This is a genomic window from Pseudomonas sp. PLMAX (assembly GCF_046042685.1).
Taxonomy (GTDB): Bacteria; Pseudomonadota; Gammaproteobacteria; order Pseudomonadales; family Pseudomonadaceae; genus Aquipseudomonas; species Aquipseudomonas putida_AE.
Window position 1 is genome coordinate 920201 of the sequence record NZ_CP064950.1, and the last position, 22537, is coordinate 942737.

The following is a 22537-nucleotide window of genomic DNA, read 5'->3' on the forward strand; positions in this document are numbered from 1 at the left end:
GGGATCGTGAACTCCACGCCTATGGCGTTGGCTATGTTCTCGTTGAGCCAGACAGGACTCATCAACCATACTGACGGATGTCTGAGCAGCAATTTTGAATCTAGGGTGATTACCATGAGCGGCAAGAACAACTGGACGTACTGGTCGCACCTGGCGATGCTCCAAAAGCACATCGATGATGGGGGCAACCTGCAGCGTTTGGGTGAGTTCGTCAAAAACGATTATCTGTTGACCTATCCAGTCGATGGAAGGCCGCTGAACCTCAACGACCCCGCACTGGGCTATTTCCTGAAGCTGTGCGGCATTCCGAATCCATCGGCCCCTGATGTTGAGCTTTACGATATCAAGAGGGGGCTGCAAACGTGGTATTCGGCGAATGTCACCAGTCGAAACCCAAAACTTGGATTTGAAACCATCGAGGAGTTCGACAGGTTATTCGAACTGAGGTCTTCAGAAGCTGGATGGTCTGAGCTTGACCGATTGACTACGCTACTGGGTGAAGTGACGTTCAGTAAGATTGTTGACTCAAACAAGACAGTGCTGTTCGACCCTGCAGATCCTGATCTTGGCTGTCTTAAGCCTTATTACGCCCAGTCGTTCAAAATGATCACATCCCAAATGAATCCATCGTTCGAAATGATGAGCTATGAAGATGAGCTCAGAATGAACTGTACTTTCATCGCATCCTCATTTGAGCGGCTGATGAAAAACGTGATGGATTTTGCGACCAATTTTCAGCTCGATAAAGTCGAACCCAATCAGCACCCGGACTACATCGTCATATACAAAGGCCCGAGCAAAATCATCACCTTCCCTTTGCAGCCACACAGTGAAGGAAAGCCTGGCCTGGAGATGGACTACACTGGTCTGTTGTGGGAAAGGACAGGGCAGGGCTTGCTCAAAAGCGTGTTGAACGCGCTCCCAAGCGAGGCGCACTATAAGGTCAGAGGGACGATGTTTACTGTAGAGCTCGGCGTCTAATTTATGATCTCGGAATTTGGAAAAGCGTTATGAGTGTTGAAAACAAGCCGAAAGTAAACACTCCAGCCATGGTGTCGTTGAACTATCTGGTGATGCTGCACATCTGCGAGAAAATTCTGCCTTCGGTCGAGCACCCCCAGGAGCTCCTGAACGCCACCATCAGAGAGTCGGTGTCTGCCTTCAACCAAGACGATAGTCCGGAGTGCGATCTGCGAGTGGTCACCGACTTCCTGACCACAATCTCTGGCGTTGATGGCCTGGACTATTCGGAGATCTCCGTTGGCGAGCTGCTCTCAACGCTGCAGGACTGGTGGAACAAGTACAAAGCAGCCGACCAGCCTGCACCGCATGTTCAGCAGACCGTTCTCAAACTGATCGAACAGCTACCGTCGACGCAGGCAGCCTTTGCCGGGTACACCGAGCCAGGGCATGCGACGTTTGACCAGCTGATCAAAGTGGTTTGTGGGGAGAGTTTTTCCAGTATCGCTTACCGAGTGATGGAGAACCCCTTCGTTGGTTTCACGAAGACCCCGGAAGCCAAAAAGGACTTTTACAGCATCACGGCAAACATCGAGTTCATAACCGATGCTGATGCAACGCACCCAGGCAGTCCCTCGCCTTATGTGGAGTGCTTGCCGATGATCGCAATTAGCGGCAATCCAGCCAGAATAGGCAGCTCACTCAAACCAGCCTTGATTCATGCCGCGAACTACCTTCTTGAAGAAAACTTCGGCGCTATGGCCTCGGTAAGTGAACTGGTTGTCTGCAAGAACAACAAAATTTACATGACACTTCCGATCTCTCTTAACCGTGCCGACTCCCGCATGTGTGAGCAAAACATGATGGAAGATTGGTTTTTGGTGGCAAACAAGCACCCTGAAGACATTTACGGAATCGATTTCAAGAAGATGAAGGTTCTAACGAGCGACCCTCTCTTCGTGGATAAGCTCTGCGAAGGTCTGAAGGAAAACGAGCAGTACTACTTCAAGGCCGGGCATTTCCAAGCTGACCTTGGCGTCTAAGCCACAAAAAGAGCCCATCGAATGGGCTCTAATTTTATCGGTAGCGCTATGGGTTACATCGCCAGTGCAAGTTCCTGGCGCTGAGCATAGGAGACCATTCGTTTGCTGTGCGGGTACGCTGGATCGCCAGGCTCAAACGAGTTGCTATCCAGGCTCAGTGTCCACTTCCTCGGATCACCATACAGCTCAGTGATCTTTGCAGCGTCTTCCGGATCCTGGAGGTCGAAGATCGCCTTGTCTTCGGTTTGCACGAAGTGCTTGATCCACAGGTCGACGATGTATCGCCCCCGAATGACCGCGAAGTCATGTCCTTCCGATCCTGTGATCTCGCTGTCTTCGACGGGGTTATCCTTCACGAAGAATCCGTAGAGGTCACCCTCGCCGAGGTCTTTGATTACGTACTGAGCTCCGTACGTGCAAATGGCCAAACTCGCGTCGTTTGGCAGCATCGTGATGGTGCTCATGTCGTCAGTGATATCCTCGTACTCAACCCTTTCACCGGTAGAGTAATTCTGCTGATGAATGCCGCAGGCTTCTTCAGTTCCGTACTTGTCTTCGAGGTACTGGCGGGTGATTTTTTGTGGCTTTGGTGGCATGGGTTCGTACTCCTCTGGCTGTGTACAGGGTAGGGGATGCGGGCAATATATTTCAATTGTTCTGAAGGTCTGGCATCCTCGCCGGCTCTCTTTCAACCGGAATAGGTGGTTTCCCATGCCTGAGGTACTGATCCAGCATCCAGCGCTCTTTTACCTGTGCGTTGGTCTTACAGGCTTACTGTGCGGCTTGCTCATCGCGCTCTACACGAACTGGCTCCCAAAGCGCATGGAGCTCATCTGGCAGCACGAGGCGAAGGAGATCCTGCAGCAAGGCGAGGAACCACTCCAATCGCCGCTCAAGCACCTCTGGAGTGAGGTGGTGAGTTACGTGAAGGCTGAGTCACAGGGGTTCTCGACCAGAACCATTTTCATTGCCCTGGCCGGTTTGCTCATTTGCTGGTTCATACCGCTCCACTTTGGCGCAACAGTGCACACCCTGGCGCTGTGTGTGTTTGCCCTAGGCCTTCTGACCCTGAGTGTGATCGACTTCGAAACCTTCCTGCTGCCTGACTGCATCGTGTTCCCGCTCTTGTGGTTGGGCTTGATCACCGCAGTGCTCTCCGATGAGGTCATGCTGGCCAACTCAGTGTGGGGCGTCGTCCTGGGCTACCTGATCCTCTGGGTGCCTGCGAGCCTCTACATGCTCGTTCGGGGCCGGGCTGGAATGGGGCACGGGGATTTCAAGCTGCTGGCGCTAATCGGTGCCTGGCTGGGCTGGCAGAGCATTCCGATGGTTCTCGTCATCGCCTGTGTCGTCGGCGTTGCCGGTGGGATCTACACGCTGTACAAAAAGGGGGAGGGGCTAAGAGCTCAGTTTCCGTTCGGGCCTTACCTTGCACTGGGTGGCCTGGTGGTGCTCTTTGTAAGTCCAGAACAGATACTCGCAGCACTCTTCTAGCCAGTCAGCTCTTCCCGGAAAAGAGCTGACCAGTCGCAAGATCATTGAACGGGGGCTTCGGCCTCCGTTTTTGTTGCTATTGAGCCTCCAGAGGCTTGCTCTGGGTACATCAGAGCGATCAGGTTGTTAAACAATTTCGTGTTTTCACGGGGATCCTGGGCGCCAATCCACATAGGAGTGCACCCATAGCTGTTGTCATGACAGTAGTCAGGCTCTCCCACGATGGGGAAACGCTTAAAGATTTCGGTGAGTTCGGTATCTGATGCGCCGGCATCCCGGCCTGCAATCACGGCATCGGTGATGCATCCATCTTTTTGGGGAAACAGGCTGTCCTTCCAGCAGGAGTCGTAGGTATCGATGACGGTCTTGTTCAGTGCAGAATCGGCGGCGATAGCCTGAATTCGGTCATGCCTCCAAGTCATCAGTTCATGAGTTAGGAATCTGTGCCGGAACGATACGCTCGCTGCGAGGAGCAAGCAGAACAAGACACCCAGAATCAACCAATCGAACAAAGTGACTTTCTTCTGTTCGGCCATGCAAATTTCCCTCAGACTGATTTTTTGAGGCCGTATGGTAGTCAATTTCTACCAATCGTTTGTGAGTTTCTCGGAAATTATTTGGCTGCCTTGTGCATGCCCAGAAACTTGCAAATAAATTCCTAAGGTGTAACTTCTGGGTATCTCGCCAAAGAGCGGGGCTAGGCCAACAATAAGAAAAAAGGCTAACCGATGAGTTACAAGATCGAAATCACGCACAAGACAGAAGCATCAAACCCAGAACTGCCGAGCACATTCTACGGTGGCTGCGGTAGCGACCGGGGCGAGTTCCTGGTTACCGGGAGCCCCATGCCGACAGAGGCTGAGGTTGATGCTTACCTGTCTGAGGAGATCGTTGATTTCTGCATGCAGAGCTACGATCCCGAGACGGGGATTGGCAAGTATGTGGTGGTCGACGGCTGGGCGCCCGAAGTGGGCACCCTGTACTACTACGACGACATTTGACCGGTCTGCACCTTCCTGGCCACCTCTAGAAGATCCGACGCCAGAAACTGTTGGAGAGACTGCCTTTGCAGGACTGGTACTGGGCCCGATAAGTGTTCGACCGCTTGCCGACCTTGTTGGCCACGCCCACGAGCCAGCTTTTGCGCAGGTACGTTTTCTTGCGATAGCCACCCCATCCCTCGTGATAATTGAGGTAGCCAGCTTTGGCGTCGGTCACCGATACCTTGTTGATCTTGTTCGTGCGGCGGATGTACCAGCCCATGAAGTCCATCGCGTCACCGTAGTCATCGCGCTCAGCGAACGTATGGCCGGTCGACTTCTTGTATTCGGCCCAGGTGCCGTCAAGTGCCTGGCTGTACCCATAGGCTGAACTGACCCTGCCCCAGGGAATGAACCCCAGCACGTACTTCTTCGGCGGGCGGGCGTCATGCCGAAACATCGACTCCTGGTACATCATGGCCATCGGAACATGGACAGGTACCTTCCAGCGCTTTTCCATCGCCAGGGCATCCTCATGCCAGCCTTTCTTTTCCCTGAATATGTCGCAGAGGTTCTCTGGGTTGCTCGGCGGGGCGGATGCGCAGCCGGTGAGCATCAAAGTCAACGCCGCTGCGAGGCCAAGACCGGCCTTTTTGATAATGGCCGGTCGGTTTGAAAGTGTTGAGATAGAGCTGTTCGAGTCAAATTTTGGACGAGGAAATAACACCTAAATACCCATCATTTCTTATTATTTTTATTGGGTGTGCGCTTAGAGAGCGCTAATGGCCAAGACTTTAACATCCGATTTGCGAGAGCACCATTTGGCATTTGTCTGCAAATATCTAACCGGCACTGATGCAAAAAAACTTAGGGGGCGAGTAGGGCGCCCTGGGTAGCGCGATAGGCCTCCGGAAATGGTTGAATTTACGGGGTGACTGGAGCCAACCCCTTGCCAGCCGGGGGTTTGGTTTTGGCAATTTACCTAAATTATTTAGCCGGAGTGACGAATTTTTTCGTGATGTTGTCTAAGTATGCTGTTATCTTTCGACCTTTATTGCCACGTAGCCGTGAATTCCCTCGGGAAAGGAACACGCCGCGAATTTTTAGGGTCTTTTTATGCACACTTTGACGAGATTTGGGCTGTGCGCCCTGGTCAGCCTTCTCGCCGGTTGCTCTGGTATGGCTCCACAGAGTGATCAAGACACCGATAACTCCAGCTTCTTCGGCCTGTACCACTCCAAGCCAGCCGTGAAAGCCAAACCGGCGCCAACTCCGGTTGAAAAGCCAGCTCTTCCAAAGACGACAGTTGCTGCCAACGAAGTGCTCATCCAAGCGATGGGACTCGTGGGTGTCAAATACATCTGGGGTGGCGAAGACCCGAAAAAGGGTTTCGACTGCAGCGGCCTGATCCAACATGTGTTCTCTGAAGCCATCGACGTCAACCTGCCTCGCACCAGCCGGGCGATGTCCGCGATGAACGTCCCGCTTGTTGACCGCGACAAGCTCAAGTCCGGCGATTTGCTGTTTTTCGCTACCGAAGGCGGCAAACGTGTGAGCCATGTGGCCATCTACGTCGGCGACAATCGCTTCATTCATGCGCCACGGGCTGGAAAGAACGTCAGCATGTCTCGCCTGGACAACATTTACTGGAACAAGCACTTCGTGTCGGCTAAGCGGGTGATCACGCCCCAGACCCTCTCGATGGCGACCAAGCAGAAAGGCGACGTAGACGCGATCTAAGCGTTCGCAACCAAACAGACGGCCCTCAGTGGCCGTTTTCTTGTTTAAGCGCACTGGCGGCGTGTGAGACGCTGTCAGGAAGGCTATCGGCGAGACCCCATCATCATGTCCAAGTTTTCGCATACTCAGCTCTTCCACAGCAATGTTCTGCGCTCGATATTTAACCAGGACAGGGAGACCTACCACCAGGTGGTCGATAGAGCGTATCCGCCTCATGCGGTAGAGAACATTTTCGAGAAAGTGTCGCTCGAGAAGTTATTCGCTCAATCTATTCTGATGGACGCCGGCTCCACCGTTCATGTCAAAAATCTCTTGGGTGGTATGAGGTATCACGATGACGTTAAGGAGTGGATCGTTGCAGGTGGTTCGCCGTTGATGGCGACAAAGCATGTGACCAGGAATGCTGAAGAAGTGATTCCCCTCTTGGGTTATCGGCAATCGATCTCACATTCTGTCGCTCTTGGTGGTGTTCTCCGGGGATTAGAGGCGCCTCTCAGGCTCGAACAGTGGTTGCTGGGGGCTGACCAGGAGATGATTGCTTCCTCGCTGGTGCGAGGTTTCATGGTGGGTACGTTGCGATTCTCCAGCATCGGGACGACGGTGCCGGCAGTTCTTTTTGAATGCTTCAACGAGCCTTCAATAAGATCAAGGGTTTGCGACTTCCTAAGCGCCTTCAAAGGGGATGCAAAGGGCTACGGTGCTGATTCAAAGATGGTCTCAACGGCATACACTTTCAGTAGGTTGGGGCATCACGATCTGGTAGAGGCCATTCAGCGGTCACCGCGATATGAGGCAGTTCTTGAATTCCCTAGAGCGCCAGCCCAATCCCTGATTTCCGATGCATTCTCTGAAGGGCTCGAGAGCTTCGAACACGCTTTGAATTTCGCTGAGTCATTCTTGGGTATCGACAAGCTCAACCCTCTTATCGATGATCAATTTGCCCAGTCGGCACAGTACTTTCATGGCGAGGCCTGGGACGAGGCATGGAGCCGGATAGTGCCTACAGCGACCGTTCGGTTTCAGTTGTTAAAGGAGGCTGGAAGGCTTCACCAGGCTGTCGAATGGCTGAAGGATGTACTCCCGCATGCAAGCGCCTTTCCAGAGATCCCGCATGATCAGAAAGAAGCGTTTGTCCTTGAAATTCAAAAGTCCTACCGCAGTCAAAAACAGATTTTCAAGGTAATGGGGGCAGAGGGGAAGGGCACCACCTTGGGTTGGCTTCTCAAATCAATTGGTAAGCAGGCGGTGTTGGACGAATACCGTAATGCCTGCATTGACACTGTCCGGGCCAGGGTAAATGAATATGGGGCAGGTTACAGCCTCATTGACTCTATGCTCTTGGAGTTCGACCACAAGGTACTTCAGGAACACGACCTGCTACACCCGATTCTTGACGTTCTGCACCACCTTTACCCCGAGATCTGGGGTAAGCAAACGTGTGAAAAACCCAGCGGAACTGAGATCAGCCAGCTTGTCCAGCTGGGGCGCTGGGTTGCTAAGGCTTTGGTTATCGAGCCTTCAGTAGAGGCTGGACTGAAATGGCTATCCATTCTTGATCAACCTGCAGCACGAAAGGCTTTGTTGTTAACCTTACCGATGGAATCAGAGATGATTCAGGCCTTGAGTTATCAGGATCGAGCGATCAGGTTTACCGATGAGCTGGGTGTATGAGTCAGATGAATTGACGGTTGATAGAGCCCAGGCTGTGACCTGGGCTCACAAGCCGATTCTTATGCCAGTGCCTGTTTTGCAACTGGGAGGAAAGGCAGCAGTACGACCACAGCCACAGCGATCACATCGGTGGCGTAGTTGTTGGGCAGCTTCCACCGAACCCACAGCACCTGATACGCGTTCCAGATAGCCAAGCCTACGGCTGAACTGGCGAATACACACAGAACCTGTACGTTCAGCTCGATATCAAGGCCGAAGTGCTGGCGCAGAACGGTCGTAGCGATGGCGCCGCAAAAGGCACCGAGAATCGCGATCAGTCCATAAATCAGCATTTGTTCACCTATGTCTTAGTGGCCGGGTCTTCCCCGGCCTTTTGATTTATGCCCTGGAATATCAGGCCTCTCGGTTCTTCAGCAGATAACGGTTGCTGATGACCTTGAACGAGCCGCGACCGTTGACGCTGTGGTAGAACAGGCCTTCGCGCTTGGTATCAGGGTTCAGGGAGGTGCCATCGGCTCTTGCCAACATGTCATCCATTGTCCCCAGCTCGGACAGCTTGAAAATGCCCGTAAACTTGGTGGTTAGCAGATTTGCCCCAAGCTCGCGCAGTTCGAGCACGATGCGATCTCGCTCTTCTGGAGTGCAGCGACGGCTGTTCTCGATATCCCAGATGCGGAACAGGCGGAACTCTTTCTCAGCCAGCTTTTCCTTGTTCTTGCGGACACCAGGGCCAATCAGCTCACCCTGCAGACCCAAGCTCATAGGGTGCTTTTTCAAAGCCTCGACCAGCCCCTGGCGGGCGGCAGTCACCATGTACTCGTTCACGGTGTCGTCTTTAAACCACCAGCTGCGGTCGCAAACACCGCAGTCCTGGCCATGCTTGAAGACTGACATGGAGAAGCCGTCGAGCTTGATGGACTCCTCGAAGAGTTCATCCGGGCACTCCTCAATCAGCGCGGGGATATTCTGAATACGCTCGCCACCGGTGGCCGGAAGGTAGGTGGGCATGCCGCCACGAACCGTTTCCATGATCTCACCAGGGACAATGGCTTCCCATTTCACGACCCCAACGACGTCCGTGAAGTCCATAGCGCGGATCGACTTGTCGTCCAAGCCTTCAATCAGCTGCTGTACCTCAGGGAAGTCCTTAAGTGGCAGGGCCAAACCTTGGGAGATTTGCTTACGGAACTCGCGGGTCGTGATTTTGACCCCAAAGAGGCCATTCCATTCCCGCCTGTTGTCCTTCATCAGCACCTCGAAACGAGGGTCGGATTCGAGCAGAAATGAGTCAATCTCAAAGTACAGACACTGATCCCCAACAGCGAAATCGCCCTTCAGGGCTACGCATTTCCATCCTTCGACGGTTGCGCACTCGATCAGATCGGCATCAGGAATGGGTTTAAGCGAAGACACTCGTCGAACGGTAACTAGCTTGCGCATGGGCAATCCTTTAGAGGCAGGAATAATGGCTTTTACTCTCTTGGTGCGCGAATTATTAGCATATATTGACGTGATGTCAATTTGACTTTGATGAGGCTGGATCAGACAACAAAAAGCCCCGCTATTGCGGGGCTTTACGGGCGCTGCGAGGGCAGGCCTTAAGGCGCGTAACCACCGTCGACTTCGTGAGCTTTCATCGTTGGCTGCATAGCCAGCTTGGCCCAGTCAGGCGCATCGTCAGAAACATCCAGGCCGAAGTCCTTCGGATTATCGAACATCTCTTCGTTGCCGTGCTTGAGACTGTCGAGCAGATCAGCTCGTTCGCTTGCACGCATCGGGCGCCAGCCGGCTGGTTCGGAGCCTTCAAGGCGAGTGCAGATTTCGCCGGCGACCAGGGTCTCTTTGTCAGCATCGACCAAGATGCGGCAAGTGGTGTCGCGAGTGGGGGAGGATGGGAACTTGTGCTCCCATTGACCGTGAATGAATTGCATTGAAATCTCCATTTTTGGATGTATCCATAGCTTAAGTGGGGAGCGCTACGGTTTGCCAGCTGGTGGTGGGCATCTATGCGAAACATTGGCATTTTGCCGCTAAAAATGATGGCCATTTAGAATAATTGCTATATAATGACACCCATCGGAGGCAGCTTGTGTAGCTGACCTCAAAGGTCTTAACCGGCAGTACATGGAGGTGTCTCATGAGCAACAAGAAATCCCAGGGCCAGCTGCGCCGAGAGCTGCTCATGCTGCGCCTGCGCCATTCGATCCGTGGCATCAAGGTCAACTGCTCCGGTGGCCTGGGTCTAGACGATGATCTTAAGCGACTGATCAAGGAAGGCCATGTAAAGCTCATACGGGATAGTCACTACACGCCCGGTAAAACAAGGCTGGGAACGAACTCCAAGGCCAGCAGGATCTCCCGTTTTCACCTGGCCCAGCCGGCAGATGGTGTGCACCTGACAACCTGGCCTGCGTGCCCATGCTGCGGCGTGGTTGGTAGCGCGGTGTATAACATCCGCCATGCGCTGAACTGTTCGTTGCGCACCGATCACCGGGCCGACTCGCGCAATCGCCGTGGTCGTGGCCCTACGATGCTTCTGGCTCCCCGCAAGGCCAATCGCGCCTGACCGCTTTCCTAAGCTCGGCTCTCCAGGGTTAAACTGTCCTATAGCCCGGAGAGCCCAATGAGCGCCACCTTCAACTTCACCAAGCGAACCTTTGCAGCGATCAAGAAGATCGATTCAGATCTCTTCGACGAACTCGTGGCGCCACACGGCAGCCCAGAAAGCTACATGTACCTGCACCGAACCAGCCATAAAACCCTCTTCCAGCGCTCGGGTGTTCTCGACAACCCTGGGCGGAGCCCATTGGTGAGGTCGCTGGTTTACGACATTGGTGAGGACAATGAATTCAAGGATTGGATTCTTGAGGGCGGCTCTCCAATGCTCTCGACTCAGCTCAAACGCAAGGATGTGGAGACAGTACCGATCCTGGGTTACCGGCAGAGCGTCTTTGATGCTTACCCATCGGATTTTCCACCCTACAAATTTCCCGCTGATATGCCATTGGAGCAGTGGCAGCTTGGTACAACGCCGGCAATGATTGCGTCCTCCTTGTTGCGAGTGATGGGCAAAGGCCGGATCACGGGGCCGATGATCGAGAAGATCGGCATTCCGAAGGGGCTATTCGAGGTCTTCAAAGACCCCGAAGTGGAAGTCCCGCTCACTGAGTTCTTGGCCAACCAGCCGAAAATCCATGCCGATGGGTCGTTCATGGATCACTCCGCGCACTTCGGCAGTGTCGCTTTTATCCTGATGAAATACGGTACTGATGAGCAACTCAAGGCGCTGGCGGGATCTGATGCTGGAAGCGTATTGACCGAAAGAGCTGATGAGGTGTTCTCGCAGCTGATCTTCTGCGAATGCCATAAGGCAGAACCTGATATCCAAGGTTTGTTTGCTCGAGCAAGCGAGGTCTTCGGTCTGAATAGTCTGAGCGAAGAGTTTGATTTGGGGCTCACTCAGATGTTTGGGTACTCGAATGAAACAGGTCGAGACGCACTCATTGCCTATAGCGTAAGTCGTATGGTGGCTCTGGCTGAGGCCGGGCGGTTGCACCAGGCGGTGCGCTGGCTGCACCACGTTGTGGAAGAAACCCCGGCGATTCCTGAGCTCGATACCCAGGCCCGCAAGAAATTCGTCAGGGCATACTCCGCACAGCCGCAATCAGACAAGAAGCTGATGTCCCAGCTCAATGGGAACCATAGGCTTCGCTTTGCTATCCGTGTGCTCGGGCCCGAAGCCTTCGTTAAAGAATACGGAAAGGAGCTTTTCGCCTCGTACAAAGCGAGCTGGGACAATGTCTCTACGGACATGGGAATGGGTGGAGTGATCGGTGATGGTTTGCTACCTGATCCTGCAGCTCTAAAGGAATTTGGTCTGATCATCCCTGTTCTTGAGAAATTGGACGAGTTCTGGGGCAAAAGTTGGGCTGACGATGCAAAACACCTCGCAAATTGCCAGGAGCTCAACCTGGCTAAGCGCATGCTCAAAAGGCACCTGGAGCGTGTTGCCGGGTGGGTAGGGGAAGCCCTGACCGCCGACCCTGACCAGGTCTTGGCGCATAAGTGGTATGACCGACTGGAGCACCCGTTCGTGCAGCTGTCATTCGTGGATGCCATGCCGTTCGACAAAAGCCTCCGTCAGCGTATGGCGCCGAATACGCAAGGCCAGCAGTTCCTTAGAGATCTCGGGATGTAGTCAGGCTTGTGTGACAATTGATGTCAAATATTGACAGTCCTGCGGTTTCGGCATAGGATTGGCGATTGCTCAATTAAACACATGGAGGTAGCGCCCAATGATGGCCCTAGCTAACGTACCAACCCTGGCTACACCAATGGCACCAACGACCGACCTGGTTCAGTGCCGCTTTTGCTCCGAAGTCGTAAAACCAGTGCTCATGGCACGAACCTCGGTCTCGCACCGAAGCAACATCCCCGGCGTTTTCGGCCAGTACAAGCAGATCCCATGCTGCCCGAAATGCGGCGAGAAGAATCCATGAAGCTGGCGCTGAAGTGCTCTTCCAACCGAATGAGGCTTCCGCCAGGTCTGACCAGTCAGACACCTTAGAAGGGCGAGTCGATCTCGCCCTTTTTTGTGGGCGTGTGAAAAGCCGAACTCGACGAATCAAACAATTGGCATATATTGTTGCTTGACACCAGGCCAGCGTCCTATACTCCAGGGGAATTACCGTTGAGTGGCCGAGCAGTGGACGCTGAGAAGACATACTCCGTTGAAGACCTGATGGGCTGCAGAATCATTACCGGCCCCGTTCCCATATCGGATCTGATCCCCCTGATGACAGGGCCAGATGACGAAGTCTGGCTTACAGACCTCAATCTGGGCCCCAAGCTCGGCGCCACCATGGTGCTGGGTACCAGGGAGAACCTGGATCGCTTGGCATTATCCGAAGGCATCATCGAACGTGTGATACAGCGTGCGGTCGGCATAAAGCGGCAAATCGAAAGTGAAGGGGGAGTCGTTCCCCAATCCGCCCTCGAGTGGCTGGTGGATGGTGAGCGAGGCCGCAGCAGCGATGCCGTATTCGCTTTCTTGACCCACGCAAAATCCATGGCCTCGACTGCGCACCCTCACGACGCTCATGATTTCAGGCGCTGCCGGCTGCTGCTGGATCGCGTGCCAGAGTTCAGAGGTGGATTTGCAGGGGTTAAGTATCTTTCGCCAACCTGGGCCCGGATCGCGAAAAACTGGGCAAAGCTCTGCGGTGCAATGGAGGTCGAATCTCCAGCTTGGCCTAACGGCATCGAGCACTCCAGCCGGTTTAATTCCGTGCTGAGGACAATTCTAGAGGACACCCAATGAGCGAAGCCGTAAGTGACTCCCAGGCTGCAAAAGACCAGGCGGATTTGATCAACGACCTGGAATCCCTGTTGGCAATGTGTAACGTCAGGCGCCCGGCGAAAGATGAGAAGATCTTCGCTTTCTTGATGCTTGCAGCAGCAGTAACTGCGATCTGTGCTTTTATCGGGATTGCGTTTGTTAGTCGCTACAGTGTTTTTGGAATCATGCTCGCTGCGATCTGTTGCTCAGTCGGCATGTGCTTTTACCCAGTCCCACCGACCATGACGAAGGAAGAGTGCGCTCAGGTTTTCAGCCGGTTTAACCACCTACCTGGCCGGGACGCGCTGCTGGAGCGTTATGCCCAATGTGGCACTCTTTCATACGAGGAAGTGAAAGCGCCGCTGCGAGAGGCTCTCTACAAGCTGAGAATGGCGCAACGCAAAGCAGAAATCATGGAACTAGCCAACGACGTCAAAGAAATACCGTCCAAAGCTGTGTAAAGCCCGTGGCGCCTAAGCTTGGGCGCCCATATGGGTTGATAATTGAGAACAAAATGAGCCAGGCACCAAATGTTTGATAAAGAACTCCAAGACCTCGAAGCTCACCAGGCTCGAAACATACGTATCGCAGAAGCTGGCCGGAAAATCGAACATCTGAAGGCGGTTGGCGCTTCGATGGATCCACACCTGAAGCTTTTCCGGGCGGAGAATATTTTCCGTGGGCTTACGATACTCATGCTGGGGATCTCGATTGAGGGGACGTTCCCTCACGACGTGAACCCGCATTTCATGCCAATCGCAGCCTCCCTTGGCATGGTCGTCGGGTTCCTTGCTGGTTATCTCATCTTTGAAGGCCTGAACCGCCTTACGAAGAACGAATGCGTGCCGGTTTTCGTTCATAAGAACGAGATCCCAGAGCTGCAACCCCTGTACGAACGGTTTACAAAAAAGCGGTACCTTCACCCTAGCTGGGTGAGAAATGAAGTTAGAGACATCGTCCAAGCGCTTGAAAAAGAGAAGGAAACTCTAGAGTTCGAGGACGTAATTTTTCGTCAATCCAAAGCCAACCCCTGGAACTGAACATGGAAAAGCTCACATCTTTTGGGCAAGAGCTCAAGCTTCAAAGGCTTCGTGGCCGCATCAAACTGAAGGATCTGGCAGCCAAGCTGCAGATCTCGTCGCCCTACATCTCCATCGTGGAGAACGATCACCGCCCGGTCAGCGAGGAGTTCGCTTTCCGCTGTATCGATGCGATGGAAACCTTGATGGGTGCAAACTTCGACCGTCAGCGTCTGGTAGCAGCGGCTTACGGTTCGATGCACACCCTGGACGTCAAGGATCTATCGGTTGAAGACCGATCCAGAATTGGCCTCGAAGTACTGAGCCTTCGAGGCGATAAGCCGGCAGGTGCTGTTACCGCAACTTGACGTAGACGGCTACGAGCGACTGCTTTTCTGCGTCGGTCATGCTGTGCTGGTGCTCGTCGTACTCTGCGGCGCAGATCCAGGCGAAGCGGGGATGGGTCGTTTTAACCGACTCATCCCCGTTTTTTGGTAGTGCGTAGCGGTAGCCGTCGAGAACATAACCATCTCCCTGGCTAACCTCAGAGGGGGCGAGGTAGCGCACGAACCCGCCGAAACCCCCAGAGCCGAACGAACTCGTTGCGCAATCATCTGGCCGACGACTCTTAGGGTAGAAGCCCAGACGACGCTCCTCTGTGATGTACTGCTCCTTTGACACTTCTTTTGTGCCAAAGACCGGGTGGGTCAGAAAGTAGTGTGGTTTGACTACGTCTGAGCTGCTCATAACTGTCCCTCGTGCTCTGAATTGAGGTCGGCGGCATTTCTCATCCGCTGCCAGACACCGGCACCGACCATGATGGTTTCCTTCTGCTCAGCCTGCGCCATAGCGTCCCTGATCGTGTCCAGGCGACCATGGAGTGCGCCAACCTGGTCGTAGGCTGCAATGCGCTCCAGCGGCATGTCAGGCCGTTGCTTGAGCAACTTCGCTCGACTTACCTCGCAGGCATGATTGGACTTCCAATGGGCCACTTCCTTCAGTGCATCCTCAAGCTGTTCCTTTTGAAGCTGCGCCAGATCCAATGACTGCTGGCCCAAGTCCATCGACTCGCTCAGTAGCTGCTGGGTAGCCTTAAGCTGGTGGATTGCCGCCGCCAGCTGCTCCTTCAACCCAAACGGGCCATCGGTTCCGCCAACGTGCGGGTTCTGCTCGGTACCAGGCATGCGGCTGGGCTCCTGTTATTAAAAGGCCAGTATATCCATCAAACAAAGACTGTCAATTGACGGATTGCCCCCGATTACTTGGATCAGTGGTGCGCTGTGGTAATATTTGTGAATAAGAACAATAAGATAGGTGTGCAACATGAATTTTTTGTCTGGTGAATTGCTGTTTCATTTCGAAAACTTCAAAGAGCCGGCGCCAACCCGTTACGTGTTCTCTACCGAGAAGAGAATGCTGATCCTGGGCGAGGTCGTTTTTGATGGCAAAACCTACGAACTCAAAGACGATGAGCTCGCCGAGCTGGAGACCGGGATACTGCCGATTGGCGCTGAGTCCGCTGGGATCGTAGTCAGCGAGACCATCCCGGCCTGGGCCAAGTCTCGTTTCATATCCGTGCAGATCGCCGATCCTGGCAATGAGAAAATCTACAAGCTAAGCGACCTGGAGAGGGCGGTGCTCAATGAGCTCGAACTGCCAAGGCACCAGCGCCAGGGGTTCGGCCCGTACGAGGTCAAAGCGCTGATCGACATCATCAAGTCCATGGCTGGCGCTGAATAACCCAAAAGCCGCCTTGGCGGCGGCTTTCTGGACTGAGAGTCTTAAGGGGTGGGCCCGTTGTCCTGCACAAGGGAAGCTTTCCAGGCCATTTTAGCAATCTGGGCTCGCTCAGTTCGCTCGTTCTGGGTCTGCCAGTGGCTTGGGCTTGTTGTCCCATTGGCATTCATAGCGCGTAAGAAATCAACGGTGGATGGGTCGAGGTAGCTTCGAACGCCAGGCCTGTTCTTTCCGTGCTCGAGCATGTGCTCGCGGTTCTTGCGGATGTTCTCGAACTCAATTTTCGTGGTCAGTGAGCTCATGCCTACTTTCTCATCCGAGAACCCCCAGATAGGCTGGGTCAGGATGTTCAGTAGGTGGTTTCCCATCACGTGCTTGGCTTCAATGCCGGTGTCTTTAGTGGTGCCGACCGCCATTGGGTTGAACACTCCCGAGCCAGTGGCGGTAATCTCAGCCTGGTAAACCTTCTCCGAAATGACGCTCAAGTCATTGTCTGTACCATGGATCAGCCCAAACATGACGTAGGCGTGATGGCCTGCCGGGGTGCCAGGTAGATCTGTTTCTACCACTGTAACGTCAGCCGAAGGGATGTTCAGTTTCGGCATGTTGAAGACTTTTTTGGTGATCATTTCATGAAACTGGAGCGACTGGAAACCGCCATGAATATGGCCTTCCAAGGTACCATCGACCCTTGATTCATGGGTTTCGCCCGTGTAAATCATCCGGACGATGCCTTCTGATGGATCAGGGTCGATGATGAGAGTGTTGGAGGCGAATTCCTCATAAGGTAATCGGGAAATGATTATGCCTGCAATGACCGTGATGCCGGGCTCGGCGCAAAGTTCAGGCTTCACAACGGCGTACTGAATCTTCATGGGAAATCTCGAAAGTCGTCTGAAACCAACATAGCAGAAGCAGTCGACATGAAGCACCTGCCAACGATTCTGCCGGCGCGAGTCAGCGGTTGGTTTGCTAATCTCAATAAATTGGTTGTATTGTCAGCCGTCAACAACACGCTCAGGAGCGACTGATGGATTTTGGACAGAAGCTCAAGGCGTTGCGCGAATGGAGCGGGGAAGGGGTCGCGAACTGCAAGTCGGCCCTGGTCAAATGCGACGAGGATCTGCTGCTTGCTGCCGCCTACATGCGGTACCAGGGTTGTTTGGTGGCCACAACGAACAAGAACTGGGAAATGGACATGGCTAGAAAGAATGTCGGCGACTTCATGTTGGACGCAGACGGCAAGATCCAGTACAGAAAGTGAAAACGCCCCTGGTTTTCAGGGGCGCTGGCGGTTAAACGCCGAGTTCTCGCGTGAAAATGTAGCCTTTGTCCTGGTACGTGAGCCCAGTCATGTCATGGATCGAAAAGCCGGCCTCAACCAACAAGGCCTTTTCACTTGAGGTTCTGTGATCAAAGGCCGCGTAGTCGATCTTGTGGTGGAGTTGAACCAAAGTGATCAGGTCGGCCAGGCTGGATTTGACCTCGGCGTCCATTCTCGATTTGTGACAGTTCACAAGTGGCAGCTTGGCGGCATAGGCCCTGATGCCATCGACCATGTGATTGATTAGGGTTTCCGGGATGAACCCTTCGATCCGCTGGGCCGGGAGCTCCAGATACTTGAGCTTGGCGAACGCATTCAGCTGGTTGTAACCTAGGTCTTCTGCAGGCTGCTCAAGCACTTCTTTGGCAACAACCGACAGTAGCGTCTCCTTGTGATTGAGGAAGTCGCAATAGTCAGGATCTTCGGGGAAGTACGCCAGGAAGTCGTCAGGGTCGAAGGGCACCAGATTTATCCTCGGAATTACCTTCCCCAGTACATCGCGGTACGTGTCGTTGCCGAAGATTGATCTGAAGTGATTGTGCATCTCACCAGCATCTTCCATGTGTTGGTAGCCGCCAAGGGACAATAGGGCTTGCTTCACCTGCTTTTGAATATCTGGATTCGGGTGGTTTGCACAATACACCAGGACTTTGGTACAGCACTGATTACCTTTCAAAGATAGCTCAGCCATTTCCTCCCAAAGCGCGTAGTGGGCTGTTGAGCGCTTGGCTGTCTCGGGTAAAAGCATGCCGACTCTGTTGAGGAAGTCCATCGGGCTACTGTTCGGCAGCGAGCTTTCATCAGTCAGGTTCGTGATTATGTAAGCAAAATCCTGGTTAGGGGCAGATAGGTTTTTTGCCCCCTTTGTGTCTGTTTGTTGAACCGCTGCAGCCCTAACTTTTATGTGGTGGGCCGGCCAGCATTCCTCGTTATTCGTATGCAGGAAACCCAACTGGACTAGGGATTTCGCGTCACTGGCATGGTTCATTTGAAGCTGTCGTGAGTTGATCAGGTTCATCGCCTGGAATACGGTGGTGATGAAATCAGTTTTCGAGCAGCCAGTACCATTCCTATGCTTGAGGACAGGGTCATCGTTGGCCATGTCGTCGGGGTAATCGATCCTCTCGATGTGGTCGACATCGATGTCATGGTGCAGGATGATTTCCTTGAGCGTCTCCAGAGAGAACCCGAGTTTGATACCGGCCAGCAGCGGTAGAACATTCCCGCTTACCTCTAGAATGTCGCCGCCACCATAATCGACAGTGTGGTTTGAAAAGTTGTTGAAGGTTTCCGCAAAGGCTTTCGATAGCGCTTCATTTCCGCAGTCATCGCCAGGAATTGGAGTCGCAGAGCCATTCTGGTCGTACCAGGCTTCAATGGATTTGAGGAGAATGTGTGGCTCGTCGAACTGGGTCATGGCTTAGGCTCTGAATGAAACGCATGTTTCAGTATACCGTGGGCCGATAACGCCAAGCCAAGCGCCGGCTGGCTTCTCATCTAACAATGATGGAGAATTGACGGATTAGCCCAGCCTGGAGATCCCAATGAAACACTCGGATTTCAAACCGAATTTGGAATTCCTGTCCTCAGGCGGCTTTCCGTACCGCTGCACAGACATTGGCCAACGAACCATTACCGCCATTCCTCTGCGGCCAGGCTCTCGCTTGTGGACTGAGGGCCCTCCGTACGCCGTTCAAGAAGAAGTTTTCGATGAGCTGGCCATCGCTTCATGCGCCTTGAATCATGAGGAGGCTATTCGGGCGGCGATAACAGAGTCGGGAGGCCTACGACCTGGATTCCCCCACGAAACGATCACGGTGTTCATGCAGGCCAGGTTCAGCCCGGACTATCTCGCATACCCAGACAAGCCTCTTTTGCGGCTGGTCAAGGTCTTGGGTGGCGATATCTATGTGGCCTACGGCGTCCGTAAAGACGGGGAGTTCTGGACAATTCTGTGCTTCTGTCTGTTTGACAACGAATACCTGGAGATCCCTGAGCGGCAGTTTCTCGAATGCCCGGTGGTCACCGACGATGACTACAGGGCAAGGCGTGCTTGTTTGTAGGGGGAGTCGTACCTTCCCGCAGGGCCTGCCACTCATGCTACACACCACGAAATGCTGGAGACAAACCTTGAAAGCCCTTGAATACGCAAAAAACAAACTGGAAATGTGGCTGGGCAGGGATGTGCACTACGCGATCCCCGAGCAGGTTAAGACCGAGGACTTCCTGTTCCAGGAGATCGATGGCCATCGCTACCTGACCATCAGACAAGCCAAGAGCATTGCCCAGCATATTGTCTACCCGGAGCAGCGCGAGCAGAGCATCTGGCACGACAACGTGATGGCCAAGCTCGTCAAGTCGGTCGAGAAGATGTTCCAGGGAAGCTATTTCGATATTTGCGTGGTACACAAAGCCGTCTCTGATTTTGACCTGCGCTCAAGTCCGTCAGTCAGCCAGGCGTCCCAAGACCTTCATCGCATTCATTGCATGGATTTCGGGGACATGTCGCCAGAGGTCTTCGCAGCTATCCCGCGCTACATGACTCACATCTTCACCGAAGGCCGCGTGCCATTGGAGGAGGTGGCATTGAAGGAAGAACACGAGCATCCTCCTGTCAAACCTGAGGCAGCTGAACCTCCAGCGCTCGTCCGGGAGCTTTCAGACCTGGCGAACGATGCTCTGGTTGCATTGGCCATGGGTAACGCAAATCCTGAGACCTTGGAGGCGCTGAGAACACGCCAGCGCCAGGCACTGGACAAGATTTTGGGCGAATAGGGCAGTACACAATAAACATATGACATGAATTGACAGGCCTGCATTTCTGGGTAAACTGGCGCTCTTTAACCAGAATTGCAGGGTCAAAATGCTCGTTTCACTGGCGGAAGTCGCTAAAACCACCAACCTGATCGGAACCCGACTGGGGCAGGAAACCTACCAGCGGCTGTACAAGCTGATTGAGGACAATCCAGCCGAGCGTTTCTTCCAGTTTTCGGCAAAAAATGTTCAGGTAACGGACGCTACTTTCGCCCGAGAAACCCTGCTACAGCTGGCGTCCGTTCACCGTGGACACAAGGGCATCATGCTGGTCGATATCGACGACCGTGATCAGCTGGACAACTGGAGCTATGCCGCAGACAACAAGGGCCAGCCCTTGATGGCCTGGAACGGCAAGAAGAGCGAAGTGCTAGGTGATCAAACCACTCGTTCTGGCGGCGAGATCCTGAAATTAGTGTTCAAGCATGGTTCTGTCACCACGAGCAAAATCGCTGATGCGCTCAATATCTCCGTTCAGAATGCCAGTACTCAGATGAATCGCCTACAAACTCAGGGATACCTGGTAAGGACGGAGAGGGTGGCAGCCACTGGTGGTATGGAATTCGTCTACCACGCTATTTCCCCACGATCCTAAATACCGACTACCATGATCTTGCCAGCGCATTGACGCACTGAGCATGATAGAAGAAAAAGATAAGGAGCTTCACCATGGCCTACGACGCCGCCCGCGAGAAATCCATCGAAATCCTCAAGACCGTGGTCACGAAGGCGTTCGCTGCTGGTCACCCGGTTACGTTCGGTGAGAGCGAATACGTTCAGTTGAAGCGCGGCCAGGAAATCGAAGTCAAAGACTACGACGCAGAGGGCGTGGTTGAAGCTACTGAGTCCGGCATCTTCAAAAAGTGCCCTAAGCAGCGCTACAACAAAGAACTCGGCGTTGATCAGCATGGTTTCACCTACCTGCGTTTTCACGACTACGGTGACGTCGATGAGCTTGTCGACAAACACACCCCGAAAATGACCACCCAAGACATCGACATGATGATGGCCGGCACCTCGGCCAAGTCGGTTCTGACGGCGATGGCCCACGAGCGCAGAGCCGCACGCCCGCGCCAGTACATGCGTCAGGAAGATTCGGGCCCATCTATGTGAGCCAGGCTGCTCTTAAAGCATCCAGAACAGCCGGGCTAAGCCCGGCTGAGCTTTATGGCCTGTACGACGATCTTCTCCAGGGAAATTTTTCAAGTAAGTAGGTGACTAATGTCGAGTCAAAGCCCTGCGCGGGAATCCACCAAACGATTGTCGTCTTCGATAAGTGCGCTGAGTAAAACGGTAAGGTGCCGCGACAAGGCAGATGCTGAGTCTTTCTCAGCTCAGCTCCAGCTGGATTTCGCAGACCTTAGGCAGCGAATGGCGGATGTGGCGATTTTCGGGCATGTGGACGGCCTGCGGACGATAGGTCGACTGACCGGGCTTTTTGAAGCGATGGCGGAAGTCCCAATGAGTGTCGAGTACGCGGATGCTCTTATCTCAACGATGTCCGCACACTTTCCGATATCGAGTGTTGTGCTGGCTCAGGCAAAGAGTCTATCGAATGAGCTGAAACTACAGCTTTTCCGTGAGATGTTGGTCAATGAACATCGGCCAGAAGAAGGTGCTGTGGTTGTGCTGGATTCCTTTGAGTTGAGTCAGGATCTGGTTCTACCCGCATTTGTTGCAGCGTTCGATCCTGAGATCGCACTCAGAGATGACACCGACTTTAAGAGGCTTGGGGAAGTCCTTAAAATCGCTGCTGATCCGTTCCTGAAAGAGTCCAAAGATGAGGCCATTGAGTTCATCGCGGCGCACCTTGATGTCATCACTCCAACGTTGCAGGCACTGATCGATTGCACCACGTCGGAAAGGAACAAGGATGATAAGTGGCGACTGAAGGAGGATCTCAAGATAGAGCCTGCGGCTTTGGCTCAACTCTACCGAATCACCGGCAACAATGTACTGAAAGTCATCGCTGAAATGCAGATAGAACAGCCGAAAGGCCTGCACGCCTACAAGCATCTCGAAAGCATGGGGATCGTCAGAAATGCTGACTGGCACGCCGAGCAGCAAGCCAATCCGAAGACCAACGTCCTCCTCAAGCTTCACGCCTACGCCATCAAAACTGAGGGTGTGGCCATCGATACTAAGGCCATGAAGGATGACCCGAACGAGTTCAAAAGCTATGTCGCGTTGCTCGAGGACTTGAAGGCTAGTACTCCAGGCGAGCACCAAAAATGCCAGGTGATTTTCGATGCGCTCGTCAGGCAAGCTAACAATACAAATGTATTGGCTACGGGCCCTCAAAATGCGACCTTCAAGCCGCTTGAGATCCTGTGCGATAGCCGTATCCCGCACCGCTATTTCGACTCTCATTTGAACCTGAGAGGGAAGCGGTTCATTACAGAACTAGGTGTTTAAGC

At 53.5% G+C, this 22537-nt stretch carries 29 protein-coding genes; 19 read left to right on the forward strand and 10 right to left on the reverse strand.

The window, feature by feature from the left end; translation table 11 throughout:
• Positions 1 to 114 precede the first annotated feature (114 nt).
• Both DKB71_RS37900 and DKB71_RS37905 read left to right on the forward strand, forming a co-directional pair.
• Positions 115 to 981, forward strand: a complete 867-nt coding sequence (locus DKB71_RS37900) for a hypothetical protein (RefSeq protein ID WP_408601777.1) — start codon at positions 115 to 117, stop codon at positions 979 to 981.
• 29 nt (positions 982 to 1010) lie between these two features.
• On the forward strand, positions 1011 to 2003 hold the full coding sequence (locus DKB71_RS37905; protein ID WP_408601778.1) for a hypothetical protein: 993 nt from the start codon (positions 1011 to 1013) through the stop codon (positions 2001 to 2003).
• A 53-nt stretch (positions 2004 to 2056) separates the two neighbouring features.
• On the opposite strand, the gene DKB71_RS37910 is transcribed toward DKB71_RS37905, so the two are convergent.
• Positions 2057 to 2599, reverse strand: a complete 543-nt coding sequence (locus tag DKB71_RS37910) for a hypothetical protein (RefSeq protein WP_408601779.1) — start codon at positions 2597 to 2599, stop codon at positions 2057 to 2059.
• 115 nt (positions 2600 to 2714) lie between these two features.
• Between DKB71_RS37910 and DKB71_RS37915 the strand changes: the two genes are divergently transcribed.
• Positions 2715 to 3497, forward strand: coding sequence for a prepilin peptidase (locus DKB71_RS37915; RefSeq protein WP_408601780.1), 783 nt, complete (start codon positions 2715 to 2717; stop codon positions 3495 to 3497).
• Between the two features lie 41 nt (positions 3498 to 3538).
• Here DKB71_RS37915 and DKB71_RS37920 read toward each other — a convergent pair whose 3' ends face one another.
• A complete protein-coding gene (locus DKB71_RS37920) occupies positions 3539 to 4033 on the reverse strand; it encodes a hypothetical protein (RefSeq protein WP_408601781.1) in 495 nt (164 codons plus the stop codon).
• A gap of 192 nt (positions 4034 to 4225) precedes the next feature.
• On the opposite strand from DKB71_RS37920, the gene DKB71_RS37925 reads away from it, so the two are divergent.
• Positions 4226 to 4498, forward strand: a complete 273-nt coding sequence (locus DKB71_RS37925) for a hypothetical protein (RefSeq protein ID WP_408601782.1) — start codon at positions 4226 to 4228, stop codon at positions 4496 to 4498.
• A gap of 25 nt (positions 4499 to 4523) precedes the next feature.
• Here DKB71_RS37925 and DKB71_RS37930 read toward each other — a convergent pair whose 3' ends face one another.
• On the reverse strand, positions 4524 to 5135 hold the full coding sequence (locus DKB71_RS37930; protein ID WP_408602314.1) for a hypothetical protein: 612 nt from the start codon (positions 5133 to 5135) through the stop codon (positions 4524 to 4526).
• 458 nt (positions 5136 to 5593) lie between these two features.
• On the opposite strand from DKB71_RS37930, the gene DKB71_RS37935 reads away from it, so the two are divergent.
• Both DKB71_RS37935 and DKB71_RS37940 read left to right on the forward strand, forming a co-directional pair.
• The gene (locus DKB71_RS37935; protein ID WP_408601783.1) at positions 5594 to 6217 is read left to right on the forward strand and encodes a C40 family peptidase; all 624 of its coding nucleotides are present in this window, start codon (positions 5594 to 5596) and stop codon (positions 6215 to 6217) included.
• A gap of 105 nt (positions 6218 to 6322) precedes the next feature.
• Positions 6323 to 7888 (forward strand): hypothetical protein, encoded by a 1566-nt coding sequence (locus DKB71_RS37940; RefSeq protein WP_408601784.1) that lies wholly within the window; start codon positions 6323 to 6325, stop codon positions 7886 to 7888.
• A gap of 59 nt (positions 7889 to 7947) precedes the next feature.
• On the opposite strand, the gene DKB71_RS37945 is transcribed toward DKB71_RS37940, so the two are convergent.
• The 3 genes from DKB71_RS37945 to DKB71_RS37955 all read right to left on the reverse strand — a co-directional run bounded on the left by DKB71_RS37945 (position 7948) and on the right by DKB71_RS37955 (position 9819).
• Positions 7948 to 8220 carry a hypothetical protein gene (locus DKB71_RS37945; protein ID WP_408601785.1) on the reverse strand — a complete coding sequence of 91 codons (273 nt, stop codon included), beginning with the start codon at positions 8218 to 8220 and terminating at the stop codon, positions 7948 to 7950.
• 61 nt (positions 8221 to 8281) lie between these two features.
• Complete coding sequence (locus tag DKB71_RS37950; RefSeq protein WP_408601786.1) at positions 8282 to 9328, reverse strand: RNA ligase family protein; 1047 nt, start codon at positions 9326 to 9328, stop codon at positions 8282 to 8284.
• 158 nt (positions 9329 to 9486) lie between these two features.
• Positions 9487 to 9819 (reverse strand): hypothetical protein, encoded by a 333-nt coding sequence (locus DKB71_RS37955; protein ID WP_408601787.1) that lies wholly within the window; start codon positions 9817 to 9819, stop codon positions 9487 to 9489.
• 206 nt (positions 9820 to 10025) lie between these two features.
• Between DKB71_RS37955 and DKB71_RS37960 the strand changes: the two genes are divergently transcribed.
• From DKB71_RS37960 to DKB71_RS37985, 6 genes are all read left to right on the forward strand, one after another.
• Positions 10026 to 10454, forward strand: coding sequence for a hypothetical protein (locus DKB71_RS37960; protein ID WP_408601788.1), 429 nt, complete (start codon positions 10026 to 10028; stop codon positions 10452 to 10454).
• A gap of 57 nt (positions 10455 to 10511) precedes the next feature.
• Complete coding sequence (locus DKB71_RS37965) at positions 10512 to 12086, forward strand: hypothetical protein (RefSeq protein WP_408601789.1); 1575 nt, start codon at positions 10512 to 10514, stop codon at positions 12084 to 12086.
• Between the two features lie 507 nt (positions 12087 to 12593).
• Positions 12594 to 13208: a hypothetical protein gene (locus DKB71_RS37970; protein ID WP_408601790.1), complete on the forward strand. Its 615-nt coding sequence runs from the start codon at positions 12594 to 12596 to the stop codon at positions 13206 to 13208.
• Entirely contained in the window at positions 13205 to 13687 is a 483-nt protein-coding gene (locus tag DKB71_RS37975; RefSeq protein ID WP_408601791.1) for a hypothetical protein, read from the forward strand. Before DKB71_RS37970 ends, DKB71_RS37975 begins: the two co-directional genes overlap by 4 nt.
• A 69-nt stretch (positions 13688 to 13756) precedes the next feature.
• On the forward strand, positions 13757 to 14266 hold the full coding sequence (locus DKB71_RS37980) for a hypothetical protein (protein ID WP_408601792.1): 510 nt from the start codon (positions 13757 to 13759) through the stop codon (positions 14264 to 14266).
• 2 nt (positions 14267 to 14268) lie between these two features.
• Positions 14269 to 14613 carry a hypothetical protein gene (locus DKB71_RS37985; protein WP_408601793.1) on the forward strand — a complete coding sequence of 115 codons (345 nt, stop codon included), beginning with the start codon at positions 14269 to 14271 and terminating at the stop codon, positions 14611 to 14613.
• On the opposite strand, the gene DKB71_RS37990 is transcribed toward DKB71_RS37985, so the two are convergent.
• Both DKB71_RS37990 and DKB71_RS37995 read right to left on the reverse strand, forming a co-directional pair.
• A complete protein-coding gene (locus DKB71_RS37990) occupies positions 14600 to 14992 on the reverse strand; it encodes a hypothetical protein (protein ID WP_408601794.1) in 393 nt (130 codons plus the stop codon). The two genes, DKB71_RS37985 and DKB71_RS37990, sit on opposite strands and share 14 nt — an antisense overlap.
• Positions 14989 to 15429: a hypothetical protein gene (locus tag DKB71_RS37995; RefSeq protein ID WP_408601795.1), complete on the reverse strand. Its 441-nt coding sequence runs from the start codon at positions 15427 to 15429 to the stop codon at positions 14989 to 14991. Before DKB71_RS37995 ends, DKB71_RS37990 begins: the two co-directional genes overlap by 4 nt.
• A gap of 139 nt (positions 15430 to 15568) precedes the next feature.
• Between DKB71_RS37995 and DKB71_RS38000 the strand changes: the two genes are divergently transcribed.
• Positions 15569 to 15985, forward strand: coding sequence for a hypothetical protein (locus DKB71_RS38000; RefSeq protein WP_408601796.1), 417 nt, complete (start codon positions 15569 to 15571; stop codon positions 15983 to 15985).
• Positions 15986 to 16026: 41 nt separating this feature from the next.
• Here DKB71_RS38000 and DKB71_RS38005 read toward each other — a convergent pair whose 3' ends face one another.
• Positions 16027 to 16857 (reverse strand): hypothetical protein, encoded by an 831-nt coding sequence (locus DKB71_RS38005; protein WP_408601797.1) that lies wholly within the window; start codon positions 16855 to 16857, stop codon positions 16027 to 16029.
• Between the two features lie 155 nt (positions 16858 to 17012).
• Between DKB71_RS38005 and DKB71_RS38010 the strand changes: the two genes are divergently transcribed.
• Positions 17013 to 17246 (forward strand): hypothetical protein, encoded by a 234-nt coding sequence (locus DKB71_RS38010; RefSeq protein ID WP_408601798.1) that lies wholly within the window; start codon positions 17013 to 17015, stop codon positions 17244 to 17246.
• A 31-nt stretch (positions 17247 to 17277) separates the two neighbouring features.
• On the opposite strand, the gene DKB71_RS38015 is transcribed toward DKB71_RS38010, so the two are convergent.
• The gene (locus DKB71_RS38015; protein ID WP_408601799.1) at positions 17278 to 18723 is read right to left on the reverse strand and encodes a hypothetical protein; all 1446 of its coding nucleotides are present in this window, start codon (positions 18721 to 18723) and stop codon (positions 17278 to 17280) included.
• 127 nt (positions 18724 to 18850) lie between these two features.
• Between DKB71_RS38015 and DKB71_RS38020 the strand changes: the two genes are divergently transcribed.
• The 5 genes from DKB71_RS38020 (at position 18851) to DKB71_RS38040 (ending at position 22535) form a co-directional block, all read left to right on the forward strand.
• Positions 18851 to 19369, forward strand: a complete 519-nt coding sequence (locus tag DKB71_RS38020; RefSeq protein ID WP_408601800.1) for a hypothetical protein — start codon at positions 18851 to 18853, stop codon at positions 19367 to 19369.
• Between the two features lie 67 nt (positions 19370 to 19436).
• Positions 19437 to 20081: a hypothetical protein gene (locus DKB71_RS38025; RefSeq protein ID WP_408601801.1), complete on the forward strand. Its 645-nt coding sequence runs from the start codon at positions 19437 to 19439 to the stop codon at positions 20079 to 20081.
• Between the two features lie 88 nt (positions 20082 to 20169).
• Positions 20170 to 20715, forward strand: coding sequence for a winged helix-turn-helix transcriptional regulator (locus DKB71_RS38030; RefSeq protein WP_408601802.1), 546 nt, complete (start codon positions 20170 to 20172; stop codon positions 20713 to 20715).
• A 74-nt stretch (positions 20716 to 20789) separates the two neighbouring features.
• Complete coding sequence (locus DKB71_RS38035; protein WP_408601803.1) at positions 20790 to 21233, forward strand: hypothetical protein; 444 nt, start codon at positions 20790 to 20792, stop codon at positions 21231 to 21233.
• Positions 21234 to 21341: 108 nt separating this feature from the next.
• Positions 21342 to 22535 (forward strand): hypothetical protein, encoded by a 1194-nt coding sequence (locus tag DKB71_RS38040; protein WP_408601804.1) that lies wholly within the window; start codon positions 21342 to 21344, stop codon positions 22533 to 22535.
• Positions 22536 to 22537 lie beyond the last annotated feature (2 nt).